Here is a 12,395-nt window from a genome sequence, read left to right on the forward strand (position 1 = left end):
ATCGTCAATCACCGCCGAGCAGTCGGCCCACAGGGCACGCTGCACGTCAAGCGAGTTCCGCACGAGCCGGACGACCCAGCGGGCTGTCCGTGCGAGCCCAGGGCCGCCGAGCGACCGGGCAACGCGCTCTGCGGCCTTACGACGCCCTCCACACCTGCGCGCCGAACAGCTCTTGCAGCTCCGATTTCATGATGGGGCTGTTCGAGTCCACGGTTATGGGCAGTTCGGCACGGAACTTGTGCCCGTCGTTTTGCTGAACGAACAGCACCACGCCGTCGCGACCGGGATACGACTTCAAAATGCGGTTCAACCGCAAGGACTTCGACTGGTCGAAGTCGGCCATCGGCACGCGCAGTTCCAGGTGCGAGGGACGTGCGTCGTCCTCGCTCAGTTCCAGCGCCTCCACCTCGAACGCCATGATCTGGTTGCCGCGGTCGCTGTGCTCGAACTTGCCTTTTACCTTGACGATAGCGTCTTCCTGAATCGCCTCGGCGTTCTCGTCGTACTTGAAGCAGATGCACTCCACATGGCCCGTCGTATCCTCCAACGAGAACGTGGCCATCTTCGTTCCGCGCTTCGTCAGCTTCGTCACCACGGACGAGATCATGCCGATGAACACGGCCGACTTGATCTCCTTCGTGCGCTCGGCCAGATCGCCCAGTTGGAACTTCGTCATGCGGGCGATGTAGTTCTCGTACGGACGCAGCGGATGGTCCGAGACGTAGATCTTCATGATCTCCTTCTCGAACGTCAACAGCTGGCGCTTCGGCCACTCCACTCCGTCCGGAGCGGGAACCTCTTCCTCGAAGCCCGAATCGGGGTCGTCGCCGAACAGGTCGAACATCGACACCTGCCCGCGCTCGCGGTCCTTCTGACGCTTCGACGCGCTTTCCAGAAGCGGCGTCTCGTCCACGAAGTACATGAGCTGCTTGCGCGTGTAGCCCGTCGAATCGAACGCCCCGCCCTTGATGAGCGCTTCGAGCGTCTTTCGGTTGTAGCACTTCGCGTCCAAACGGTTCACGAAGTCGTGCAGCGACGTGTACGGGCCGTTCGCCTCGCGCTCGGCGATGATCTCGTCGGCAACGTTGCGCCCCACGCCGCGCACGCCGACCAGGCCGAAGCGAATGCCCTCTTCAACCGGCGTGAACTCGGCGTTCGACGAGTTGATGTCGGGAGGCAGCACCGGCGTGCCGTTGTGGTTGCAGCTGGAGATATAGCGAATCAAGCGATCGGTGTTGCCCATGTAGCTGGACAGAACGGCCGCCATGAAGTCGTTCGGATAGTGCGCCTTCAAATACGCGGTGCGCATAACCAAGATAGCGTATGCGGCCGAGTGCGATTTGTTGAACGCGTACTTAGCGAACTTCTCGGCGTCTTCCCAGATCTGCTTGGCGATCTCAAGCGAGTAGCCGTTCTCCACCGCGCCGTTGTTCCAGTCTTCCTGCAACCCGCGCATGACGTCGAGCTTCTTCTTGCCCATTGCCTTGCGCAGCTTGTCGGCTTTACCGGCGGAAAAGCCGCTCATGGCCATGGAGATCTGCATGATCTGCTCTTGGTAGACCATGGTGCCGTACGTTTCCTCCAAGATGGGGCGCAAACGCTCGTCGTAGTAGTGAATCTGCGTCTTGCCGCTTGCCACCTTCACGTAGTCGTCCACCATGCCGGATTCCAACGGGCCCGGACGGTTGAGCGCGATCGAGGCGACGATGTCCGAGAAGCGCTTCGGTGGGAGCCGCGCGAACAAGCCCACGTACAGCGCGCCCTCCACCTGGAACAAGCCGTCCATGTTGCCCGACTGCATGAGCACGAACGCGCGCTCGTCGTCGATGGGAATCTCCTCGGGGATCACCTTGGTCCCGAAGCGCGCCTCGATGTTGCGGCACGCGCGCGACAGCACGCCCAGGGTGCGCAGGCCCAAGAAGTCCATCTTCAGCAAGCCCAGGTCAGGCGTGTAATGGCCGTCGTACTGCGTGATGATGCCGCCGCCCTTGGTATCGCGCTTCATGGGCACGTGCTCGCTCATGGGGTCGCGGCAGATGATGGTGGCGCACGCGTGCACGCCCTCGCCGCGCACGTGGCCTTCGATGGACTTGGCCGCGTCGATAACGGCCTTCACGTCCTCTTCAGTCTCGTACGCCTTCTTGAGGTCGGGGTTCGTCTCGAGCGCCTTGTCGATGGTGATGCCCAGCTCGTCGCCGATCATCTTCGTGATCTTGTCGCCCGTGCTGTACGGGTAGTCCAGCACGCGCGCGGCGTCGCGCACGGCGTTTTTCGCCTGCAGCTTGCCGAAGGTGATAACGCCGGCTACGTGATCCTCACCGTACACTTCCTTGATGTGCTCGATGACCTCTTGGCGACGTTCATCCTCGAAGTCGACGTCGATATCGGGCATCTCCACGCGTTCGGGCGAAAGGAATCGCTCGAACAGCAGGCCGTTGGAAAGCGGGTCCAAGTCGGTGATGCCCATGGCATACGCCACGATGGCGCCTGCGGCCGATCCACGGCCCGGGCCAACGCCGATGCCCTGGCTACGAGCCCACTCGATGTACTCCTGCACGATCAGGAAGTACGCCGGGAATCCCTGCTGGATGATGATGCCCATCTCGTAGTCGGCGCGCTCTTGCGCCTCCTGCGGCACCGGATCCCCGTAGCGCTTGATCAGGCCTTCCTGGACGCGCGTGCGAAACCAGCTGTCCTCGGTTTCCCCTTCGGGCAGCGGGAAGCGCGGCAGAACCGAATCGCGCTCGAGCACCACGTCGCACTTGGCCGCCAGCTCCACCGTGTTGTCGCACGCCTCGGGGAAGTCCTTGAGCGCTTCGCGCATTTCCTCTTCGGTCTTCATGTAGAACTGATCGTTCTCGAAGCGCATGCGGTTCGCATCGTTCATGGCGCTGCCCGTACCGATGCACAGCATGATGTCCTGCGCGCGGGCGTCCTCGCGCGTCAAGTAGTGGAAGTCGTTCGTGGCGATGGTCTTGAGGCCCGCGGCCTGAGCCAGCTTCGTCAGCTGATGGTTGAGCTGCGTCTGCGTAAGGCCGGCGTCGGTCATGATGCCCTGGTTCTGCAGCTCGATGTAGAAGTCGCCCGGATCGAAGCAGCTGGCCAGCTTGTGCGCCCACTCCAGCGCCTCGTCGAACTGGTTGTTGTCGAGCAGCTTGGGGATGATGCCCGCGATACAGGCGGACGAGCCGATGATGCCCTTGCCGTACTTCTGCAACATGCTGAAGGTCGTGCGCGGCTTGTAGTAGAAGTTGTCGACGTGCGACTCGCTGACCAGACGAAGCAGGTTGTGGTAGCCCTCGTTGGTCTTGGACAGCAGCAGCAGGTGGTAGAGCTTCGGCTTGACGTCTTTGCGCAGCTCTTCGTCGGTTGTGAAGTACACCTCGCAGCCGTAGATGGGCTTGACGCGGATGCCCGTTTCCTTCTCGACCGCGTCGCACGCGTCGCACAGCTCGGGCACGCCGGACATCACGCCGTGGTCGGAGATCGCCACGGCAGGCATACCCAGCTCAGCTGCGCGTTTGACCATGTCCTTCACATGCGTCGCGCCGTCAAGCAGCGAGTATTCGGTGTGGTTGTGCAAGTGGACGAATGCCATAGCTTATGCCTCAAATCAGATAGGGATGCGCTGGATTTATTGGTAGCCATGATACCAGCATTGCGCGAAAAGATGTTCGAACAAACCATGGATTTTCGCAAGGGGCAAGCCGAAGAGGACCCTCGCATCGCACGGGCGCGGCCCACCCCGCATGCAAAAGCCCCCGACCCTAACGGATCGGGGGCTTGCGTCTTGCTTCGATGGCGGCTTTCAGCCGTTGCGTTGCCAAGCGACCTCAAGCCGCACGTCGCAGGTTCGCCTTGAGCGACCTAGCTGACAGCTTTCAGCTGCACGTCGCACCACGCCTTGTCGGCATGAAGCGTCGTTTTGGCGGCATCCCCTTCGGCCAAGCCCGCAAGCTCGGCCTCGATGGCTGCCAGCTGCTCGCGCACCTGCGCGGCATCGATCTCGGCAACAGGAAGCGCACGGTCGGCCAAGACGATAACCTTATCGTCCGTAACCTCCACGTAGCCGCCCTGCAGCGCGTAGTGCCTAACCTCTTTGTCAGAGGCTCCCGTCACGCGCGCCACGCCGTCGGCGAGCACCGACACGAGCGGCGCATGTCCGCGCAGAAAGCCCATCTCGCCTTCGACGCCGGGCACGACGACGAACTCGGCCTCTTCAGAGACCAGCTTCGCCACCGGCGTCACGATGTCGCACATGAATCCAGCCATTTACGCGTCCTTCTTCATCGCTTCGTACGCAGCGTACACGTCCTCGATGGAGCCCTTCATGCGGAAGCACTGCTCGGGAATCTCGTCGCATTCGCCGTCGAGAATGGCGGCGAAGGAGCGGATGGTGTCCTCAAGCTTGACGTACTTGCCCGGCAGGCCCGTGAACTGCTCGGCCACGTGGAAGCACTGGCCGAAGAACTGCTGCGCCTTACGAGCGCGGTTCACGATCTTCTTCTGGTCCTCGGACAGCTCGTCCATACCAAGGATGGCGATGATGTCCTGCAGGTCCTTGTAGTTCTGCAGCAGCTCCTGGATGCCGACGGCTACGCGGTAGTGCTCGTCGCCGACGATCTGCGGGTCGAGCGCGCGGGAGGTGGACTCCAGCGGGTCGACAGCCGGGTAGATGCCCAGCTCGGAGATCGAACGGGACAGAACCGTCTTGGCATCGAGGTGCGTGAACGTCGTGGCCGGCGCGGGGTCGGTCAAGTCGTCAGCGGGCACGTACACGGCCTGCACCGACGTGATGGAGCCGGTGGACGTGGACGTGATGCGCTCCTGCAGGTCGCCCATCTCGGTAGCCAGCGTGGGCTGGTAACCAACGGCGGACGGCATGCGGCCCAGAAGTGCGGACACTTCGGAACCGGCCTGCGTGAAGCGGAAGATGTTGTCCACGAACAGCAGAACGTCCTGACCCTGGTCGCGGAAGTACTCGGCCTCGGTCAGGCCGGCCAGACCGACGCGCAGACGCGCTCCCGGGGGCTCGTTCATCTGACCGTACACCAGGCAGGTCTTGTTGATAACGCCCGAGTCGCTCATCTCGAGGTACAGGTCGGTACCCTCGCGAGTACGCTCGCCTACGCCCGTGAAGACCGACGTGCCGCCGTGCTCCTGGGCCAGGTTGTTGATGAGCTCCTGGATGATAACGGTCTTGCCGACGCCAGCGCCGCCGAACAGACCCGTCTTGCCGCCCTTGACGAAGGGCTCGACCAGGTCGATGGCCTTGATGCCGGTCTCGAAGATCTCGGTCGTCGTGGAAAGCTCGTCGTAGTCCGGAGCCGGACGGTGAATCGGCATGTAGCCGGACACCTCGGGCATCGGCTTCTCGTCGACGGGCTCGCCCATGACGTTCCAAATGCGACCAAGCGTTTCGGGGCCGACGGGCATCATGATCGGATGGCCCGTATCGGTCACCTCGACGCCGCGGACAAGACCGTCCGTCGAGCTCATAGCCACCGAACGGACAAGGTTGCCCGGCAGGTGGGTTTCGACCTCGAGAACGAGATGGATCTCGCCCGCCGGGGTCTTCGCATCAACCGTCAGCGCGTTGTAAATCGCCGGCAGCTGATCGGGAGGAAATTCGACGTCAACAACAGGGCCGACGATACGCACGATGCGTCCGGTAGCGCCTTTGCTGGCTTCGATCTCCTCCTTAGTAAACATGTGTTCAGCCATTTAATCCTCCAAAGCCGCTGCGCCACCGACGATTTCCGAAATCTCGGTCGTGATAGCGCCCTGGCGTACGCGGTTATACAGTCTGGTCAACGTTTCGACCATTTCGGTAGCGTTTTCCGTCGCCGACATCATGGCGTTGCGACGCGCGCCCTGCTCGGCAGCAGCCGAGTCGATAAGCGCATGGTAGAGCGTCGTGCGCACGTAAGCCGGCAGAAGCTGGTCGAGAACGGCCTCGGCGCTCGGCTCGAAGATCACGTCGCCCTCGGGCTTCGCTTCACTGTCGGCCGCTACGCCGTCGTCAGCCAGTTCGGCCTTGAGCTTCTCCGTGTCGACGGGCAGCACGAGCTCCTGGCGAAGCTGCTGCTCGGCAGCGTTCTTCGCGTGGTTGTACACGACGATAACCTCGTCGATGTCACCGTTCACGTAGCCGTCGATGGCGAAAGTGGCAACCGAAGCAGCCTCTTCCACCGTAGGATCGGCGGACAGATCCGCGAACGAAAGCACCGGCTGCACCTTGCGGTAGGTGTAGTACCCGACGGCCTTCTTGCCGCAGGCGACGACCTCGACGGTCGCGCCCGCCGCCTGCTTGTCCTTCATGAGGCGATCGACGTGCCGCAGCACATTGCTGTTGAAGCCGCCGGCCAGACCGCGGTCGGACACGACGACCACGACGAGCACGTTCTTGACCTCGTCGTGCTTGCGCAGCAGCGCGTTTTCAGAGCCACCTACACGCTTGGCAACGTTGGCCAACATTTCGACCATGGAGTCAGCGTAAGGCGTGGAAGCCGCGACGCGCTCTCCGGCGCGACGGATCTTCGCAGCCGCCACCATCTCCATGGTGCGCGTGATCTGCTTCGTCGAGGAGACGGAGCTGATACGCCGTTCTATGTCGTGAAGGTTGGGCATAGTCTACCTGCCTTAGGAAGCCGTGGGTGCGAACTGCAGCTTGAAAGCCTCGATCGCAGCGTTCAGGTCGGTTTCGATGGCATCGGTGAACTTCTGCTCCTTCTCGAGAGCCGCGACGATCTCCGCCTTGGAGGCGTGGATGTAGTCGAGCAGCTCGCCGCGGAAGCGGACGACGTCGCACACCGGGATGTCGTCAAGGTAGCCGCGCGCACCCGAGTAGATGGCGATGGCCTGGTCCATGACGGGCATCGGCACGTAACGACCCTGCTTCAAGAGCTCGGTCATGTGAGCACCGCGGTTCAGCTGGTCCAGCGTGGCCTTGTCCAGGTCGCTGCCGAACTGCGTGAACGCCTGAAGCTCGCGATAGGCGGCCAGGTCGAGACGCAGCGTACCGGCAACCTGCTTCATAGCCTTGACCTGCGCGGAACCACCAACGCGCGACACGGAAATGCCGACGTTGACAGCGGGGCGCTGGCCCTGGAAGAACAGGTCGGTGGACAGGAAGATCTGACCGTCGGTGATGGAGATGACGTTGGTCGGGATGTAGGCGGACACGTCGCCAGCCTGCGTCTCGATCACGGGCAGAGCCGTGAGGGAGCCCGCGCCGTACTCGTCGGACATCTTGACCGCGCGCTCGAGCAAGCGAGAGTGCAGGTAGAAGATGTCGCCCGGGTACGCCTCGCGTCCCGGCGGGCGGCGCAGCGTCAGCGACATCTGACGATAAGCCACAGCCTGCTTGGACAGGTCGTCGTAGATGCACAGCACGTGACGGCCCGGGTTGTCGGCGGAAGCCGGCTTGCCGTCCTCGCCGTTGTACATGAAGTACTCGCCGATGGCGGCACCCGCCATGGGGGCGATGTACTGCAGCGGAGCGGAGTCGGAAGCCGAGGCGTTCACGATGATCGTGTACTCCATGGCGCCGTGGCGTTCCAGCGTCTCCACCAGGCCGGCGACCGTGGACGCCTTCTGGCCGATAGCGACGTAGATGCAGATCATGTCCTTGCCCTTTTGGTTGATGATGGCATCAACCGCAATGGCCGTCTTGCCGGTCTGGCGGTCGCCGATGATCAGCTCGCGCTGGCCGCGGCCAACGGGGATCATCGAGTCGATAGCCAGGATACCGGTCTGCATCGGCTCCTCAACGGGCTGGCGCTGAATAACGCCGGGGGCCTTGAACTCGACCGGGCGCATGCCGTCGGCCTTGATGGGGCCCTTGCCGTCGATAGGCATGCCGAGCGGGTTCACCACGCGGCCGAGCATACCCTTGCCCGACGGGATCTCCACGATACGACCGGTGGTCTTGACCTGGTCGTTTTCCTTGATTGCGGTGACGTCACCAAGCAGCACGGCGCCGACTTCGTCCTCTTCGAGGTTCTGAGCCATACCGTACACGGTCTGGCCATTGGAACCCACGAATTCGAGGAGCTCGCCCGCCATGGCGTCTTTCAGGCCGTCGACGCGCGCGATGCCGTCGCCCACCTGGATGACGGTACCCACCTCGCGAGATTCGACGCTCGTGTTCAACGCATCAAGCTGCTTGCGCAGTGCATCGTCAATAGACTGTGCGGTGATTTCAGTCACTAGCATTCACCTCCATCTGTTGATAGTTTGAGCACGTTGCGAGCGCTTTCCAACTGCGACTTGACGCTGGCGTCGATTCGCTTGCCGTTTGCACTCATCAATATGCCGCCGAGCAGAGACGGGTCGATGTGCTCTCGCAGCACCACGTTCGTCCCCAGGTCGGCTTGCGTTTTCTTTACAATGACTTCGCGCAGATGATCGTCCAGTTCGACGACGGTCGTGACGTCGACGACGGAGACGTTCAACTTGCGTTCGAGCGCCTCTCCATAGCTAACCCATACGCGCGACAGCAACGCGAAGTCCCCGCGCTCTGCCATAACGGCCAGAACATCGACGAGGACGGGATTCGCCTGCGCAAACACCCTGCGCGCAAGCTCATTCCTCTGCTCGGGCGTATAGGAGCTGTCCTCCAAGGCATCGGAGAGATCCATGTTCGAACGCACGATACGAACAATGCGCTCAGCTTGGTCGCGAACTTCCAGGACGGCGTCTTGGCCGCCTGCAACGTACGCGCCCTCCAAGAGGACCGACGCATACGTCGCGACCTTTTCCCTTTGAACATGGCGGTTAGTTGGCATTGAAACTGCCCGCCTCGTTCACGTAGCGCTCGATGATCTTACGATGCTCGTCGTCGCCCAGATCCTCGCCGATCAGGCGGGACGCAACGGCAACGGACAGATCGGCGACCGAACCCTGAAGCTCGGAGATAGCGGCCTTCTTGTCAGCCTCGATGGCGGCATGCGCCTTCTCGATCATGACGGTGGCCTCGGACTGCGCCTTGGCGGTGATGTCCGCCTTCACAGCCTCGCCGGTCTTCTTCGCGTCGGCAACGATCTGAGCAGCCTGGCTCTTCGCATCTTCCAGCTGGGACTTGTACTCTTCCAGCACGCGTTCGCTCTCGATGCGCGCCTGCTCAGACTTCTCAAGGGACTCCTTGATGGTCTGCTCGCGCTTCTCGAGCATGTCGTTGAACTTCGGCCAGCCGAACTTGGCAAGCACGAACCACAGCACCAGGAAGGCGATGAGCATCGGGACGAATTCCACCATGTTCGGCAGAATCGCGCTGATACCCGCAGCGCTCTCCCCTTCGCTGGCGAACGCGAGCGCAGGGAAAGCAAACGTCATGCTGCCCGCGGCGAGCACGGCAGAACCCGAAAGGGCCGTTGCTTTTTTCGCTCTAACTTTCACTACGTAACCTCCTTTGAGCCCGTATCCGGCTATTGGTTCCGAATAAGGCCTGGTTACATGATGAAGGCGACAACAAGGCCGATGAGGGCAAGAGCCTCGGCGAGAGCTGCACCGATGATGAAGTTCGTAAACATACGACCCTGCAGTTCGGGCTGGCGAGCGGTCGCAACGCAGCAGCCGTAGCAGGCGATGCCGATACCGATGCCAGGGCCGATGGCGCCAAGGCCGTAGCCGACGACTTTAAGAGCCGAGAGTACGAGAGCGATTTCCACTTGGTTCCTCCTTTTACACGGTTTCGAGACCTCCCCGAAACCTCCTGCTTTATTCCCTAGCCGGCCATCCGGGCCGACCAAGTAACCGAATGAGAACGCCGCGCGAACGGGCGGCTTGCGGGCCTAGTGCTCGCTCGTTGCCAGGCTGATGTACACGGCCGACAGCGTGGTGAACACGTACGCCTGCAGAAACGCAACCAGAACCTCGAGCGCGTACATGGCGATGAGCAGCGCCATCCAGCCGACCGGCGGCAAGAAGAACAGGAAGTCGCCCTGCAAGCCGGCGCTGATGAACACGCTCGTAGCCAGCGCGAAGATGCCCAGAACCATGTGACCGGCGAACATGTTGCCGTAGAGTCGCACAGCCAGCGTGAGCACGCGCAGCACGAGGGAGATGAACTCGAAGAACCAGATGACCGGGACCATGACCTTCGGCAGACCGGACGGCGCGATGGACTTGATGTAGCCCCAGCCGCCATGAGCCTTGATGCCCCAGTAGTTGAAGTACACGAACGAAATGGCGGCCAGCGCCCACGTGATGCTGATCGATCCGGTAGCGGCCTTCGATCCCGGGATAAGGCCCACGAAGTTGCAGATCAAGATGAAGAAGAACATCGTAGCCAGGAACGGCAGGTGCTTCTTGTAGCCATGACCGATAGCGCCCTCGCCCATATCCTTCTTCACGAACTCGTAGCCGTACTCGACCATGTTGGCGAACTTGCTCTTGGGAACCAGCGTGAGACGCCTTCCCACCGTCAGCACCACCACCAGGGTGATGATGAAGCACAGGATCATGTACAGGGTGTACTGCGTCACTCCCCCGAACACGAACGTCGAGTCGAACGAGTGCTGAAGGTGGACAGCATCCTGCGCAAGGATTTCAAGTGGATTCACGTAACTAACCTTTCCGTTCTACTTCCGGACCAACTTCACCACACCGAAGCCGATAGCTGCGACGCTCAGCGCCAGCACCTCGGCCAAAGCAAACGAAAGCACAAGCTCGCGAGCGAATACGATGCAGGCCATGACGGTGGCGAACAAGATGAGGAACGAAGCGAATACACTGAGCAGCAGAATGCCCATGTGCCCCAAATTACTGGTTTTGGTGACCCGCTTTGTCATACGAAGTCCGAAGATCAAAGGCAAAAAGCCCGCGATTCCCGACAACGCCCCCAGAACAATCGCTCCTACCATAACCCGCTTTCCCACTCACGCGCACGCTTGCGCATCCTACCAATTAAAACCGCTATGCATGATAACGGAATTTCCTGCTCCTCTTACGATAAGGTAACAGAAACCTACAATTTTTTGGTGGGCGGAAGCATAAACCGGCTAAAAAAATGCATAAATCAAGCGTCAGCGGTAGGCGAAACTGAATATTCTTCAGACGCAGATGAGGAGGATCCCCGACAGCTCAAGCCGCCGGGGATCTTTTAGCCTTCGAAAATGCGAAGCTGCATGCCCGCCTCTTCGAGCATGGACATGGCCAGCTCGTCGGGATACGGATTCTGGTACACGATCTCTTCGATGCCCGCGTTGATGAGCATTTTCGCGCACACCACGCACGGCTGCGTGGTGATGTAGATGGATGCGCCCGTGATGTTGATGCCGTAGCGAGCAGCCTGGATGATGGCGTTCTGCTCGGCATGCAGGCCGCGGCAGATCTCGTGGCGCTGCCCGCTGGGAACGCCGAGCTGCTGGCGCAGGCATCCGGTTTCCGCGCAATGGCGCATGCCGGTGGGGACCCCGTTGTATCCCGTGGCCAGGATGCGGCGATCCTTCACGATGACGGCCCCCACCCCGCGACGCAGGCACGTGGTGCGGGTTGCCACCTCGTTGGCAAGCTTCATGAAGTACTCGTCCCAGCTGGGACGATGATCGAGCGGCTCGGTCATGGTTTTCATCCTTCCTGGTCCAGCAAAGTCAGCGAGAAGCGTCGAGGTGTCCGAGATCGCCCCGTTTTGCGGCCGAGCGTGCTTTTGCACGTGAGGGTAAGCGAAAAAGGGGCGAGGTCGGGCGCATCGGCGCTTCGCAGCGTCGAGCAGTTCCGCCGTCCGGCAGGACGGCGGAACGTTACTTGGTGCCGAAGATGCGGTCGCCCGCGTCTCCAAGACCCGGAACGATGTACGCCGCCTCGTTGAGCTCGGCGTCGACGGCGCACGTGAACACGTGCACGTCGTCGTCGGCTGCAAGCAGGCACTCGATGCCGACCGGCGCGGCCACGATGACCATGACCTTGATGGTGCCGGTCACGCCGATGGAGCGCAGGTACTCCACCGCCGCCGCGGCCGACCCGCCCGTGGCCAGCATGGGATCCACCACGATGACGTTGCGCTCGGCGATATCCTCCGGCAGCTTGGCGTAGTACGCCACCGGCTTGTGGGTCTCCTCGTTGCGGTACATGCCCAAATGGCCCACGCGAGCGGCGGGCACCAGATCGAGCACGCCGTCAACCATGCCAAGGCCGGCGCGCAGGATGGGCACGATCGCAAGCTTCTTGCCGCTGATAGCATGGCAGGTGGCCGTGCAGATGGGCGTCTCCACCTCCACCTCTGAAAGCGGGAGGTCGCGCGTAGCTTCGTACCCCTCGAACAGGGCCAGCTCCTTGACCAGTTCGCGGAACTGCTTGGACGACGTTTCCTTGTCGCGCAGGATGGACAGCTTATGCTGCACCATCGGATGGTCCACGATAGTGACGCGTTCGTATTCTTTCGCCATGGGTAC

Annotated in this window: 12 protein-coding genes; all 12 read right to left on the reverse strand. The window is 61.6% G+C overall.

Annotation, left to right across the window (positions count from 1 at the left end; all coding sequences use genetic code 11):
- Positions 1–136 precede the first annotated feature (136 nt).
- Positions 137–3,598 (reverse strand): DNA polymerase III subunit alpha, encoded by a 3,462-nt coding sequence (gene dnaE / locus ACTQZK_RS02105; RefSeq protein WP_114566804.1) that lies wholly within the window; start codon positions 3,596–3,598, stop codon positions 137–139.
- 269 nt (positions 3,599–3,867) lie between these two features.
- Entirely contained in the window at positions 3,868–4,272 is a 405-nt protein-coding gene (gene atpC / locus ACTQZK_RS02110; protein ID WP_114566803.1) for an ATP synthase F1 subunit epsilon, read from the reverse strand.
- Positions 4,273–5,724 (reverse strand): F0F1 ATP synthase subunit beta, encoded by a 1,452-nt coding sequence (gene atpD / locus ACTQZK_RS02115; protein WP_114566802.1) that lies wholly within the window; start codon positions 5,722–5,724, stop codon positions 4,273–4,275.
- Positions 5,725–6,630, reverse strand: coding sequence for an ATP synthase F1 subunit gamma (gene atpG, locus ACTQZK_RS02120; RefSeq protein WP_114566801.1), 906 nt, complete (start codon positions 6,628–6,630; stop codon positions 5,725–5,727). It abuts the gene before it with no gap.
- Positions 6,631–6,642: 12 nt separating this feature from the next.
- Positions 6,643–8,217, reverse strand: coding sequence for a F0F1 ATP synthase subunit alpha (gene atpA, locus ACTQZK_RS02125; protein WP_181792552.1), 1,575 nt, complete (start codon positions 8,215–8,217; stop codon positions 6,643–6,645).
- Positions 8,211–8,789, reverse strand: coding sequence for an ATP synthase F1 subunit delta (gene atpH / locus ACTQZK_RS02130; protein WP_114566799.1), 579 nt, complete (start codon positions 8,787–8,789; stop codon positions 8,211–8,213). Before atpH ends, atpA begins: the two co-directional genes overlap by 7 nt.
- Complete coding sequence (atpF, locus tag ACTQZK_RS02135) at positions 8,779–9,336, reverse strand: F0F1 ATP synthase subunit B (protein WP_253288144.1); 558 nt, start codon at positions 9,334–9,336, stop codon at positions 8,779–8,781. The genes atpH and atpF overlap by 11 nt, the downstream gene beginning before the upstream one ends.
- A 116-nt stretch (positions 9,337–9,452) precedes the next feature.
- Complete coding sequence (gene atpE / locus ACTQZK_RS02140) at positions 9,453–9,671, reverse strand: ATP synthase F0 subunit C (protein ID WP_114566797.1); 219 nt, start codon at positions 9,669–9,671, stop codon at positions 9,453–9,455.
- A 123-nt stretch (positions 9,672–9,794) separates the two neighbouring features.
- Positions 9,795–10,565, reverse strand: coding sequence for a F0F1 ATP synthase subunit A (gene atpB / locus ACTQZK_RS02145; RefSeq protein WP_114566796.1), 771 nt, complete (start codon positions 10,563–10,565; stop codon positions 9,795–9,797).
- 18 nt (positions 10,566–10,583) lie between these two features.
- Positions 10,584–10,865, reverse strand: a complete 282-nt coding sequence (locus ACTQZK_RS02150) for a hypothetical protein (RefSeq protein ID WP_114566795.1) — start codon at positions 10,863–10,865, stop codon at positions 10,584–10,586.
- 239 nt (positions 10,866–11,104) lie between these two features.
- A complete protein-coding gene (locus tag ACTQZK_RS02155; RefSeq protein WP_114566794.1) occupies positions 11,105–11,566 on the reverse strand; it encodes a deoxycytidylate deaminase in 462 nt (153 codons plus the stop codon).
- A gap of 178 nt (positions 11,567–11,744) precedes the next feature.
- Positions 11,745–12,389: a uracil phosphoribosyltransferase gene (upp, locus tag ACTQZK_RS02160; RefSeq protein WP_114566793.1), complete on the reverse strand. Its 645-nt coding sequence runs from the start codon at positions 12,387–12,389 to the stop codon at positions 11,745–11,747.
- Between the last annotated feature and the right edge of the window lie 6 nt (positions 12,390–12,395).

The sequence above is a fragment of the Paraeggerthella sp. LCP19S3_G8 genome (genome assembly GCF_052119225.1).
GTDB classification, from domain to species: domain Bacteria; phylum Actinomycetota; class Coriobacteriia; order Coriobacteriales; family Eggerthellaceae; genus Paraeggerthella; species Paraeggerthella hominis.

Coding starts and splice junctions, on each gene's coding strand:
- dnaE (WP_114566804.1), bottom strand. CDS start 3,598: ATGGCATTCGTCCACTTGCACAACCACACCGAATACTCGCTGCTTGAC.
- ACTQZK_RS02150 (WP_114566795.1), bottom strand. CDS start 10,865: ATGGTAGGAGCGATTGTTCTGGGGGCGTTGTCGGGAATCGCGGGCTTT.
- atpH (WP_114566799.1), bottom strand. CDS start 8,789: ATGCCAACTAACCGCCATGTTCAAAGGGAAAAGGTCGCGACGTATGCG.
- atpA (WP_181792552.1), bottom strand. CDS start 8,217: ATGCTAGTGACTGAAATCACCGCACAGTCTATTGACGATGCACTGCGC.
- atpF (WP_253288144.1), bottom strand. CDS start 9,336: ATGACGTTTGCTTTCCCTGCGCTCGCGTTCGCCAGCGAAGGGGAGAGC.
- atpC (WP_114566803.1), bottom strand. CDS start 4,272: ATGGCTGGATTCATGTGCGACATCGTGACGCCGGTGGCGAAGCTGGTC.
- upp (WP_114566793.1), bottom strand. CDS start 12,389: ATGGCGAAAGAATACGAACGCGTCACTATCGTGGACCATCCGATGGTG.
- ACTQZK_RS02155 (WP_114566794.1), bottom strand. CDS start 11,566: ATGACCGAGCCGCTCGATCATCGTCCCAGCTGGGACGAGTACTTCATG.
- atpD (WP_114566802.1), bottom strand. CDS start 5,724: ATGGCTGAACACATGTTTACTAAGGAGGAGATCGAAGCCAGCAAAGGC.
- atpG (WP_114566801.1), bottom strand. CDS start 6,630: ATGCCCAACCTTCACGACATAGAACGGCGTATCAGCTCCGTCTCCTCG.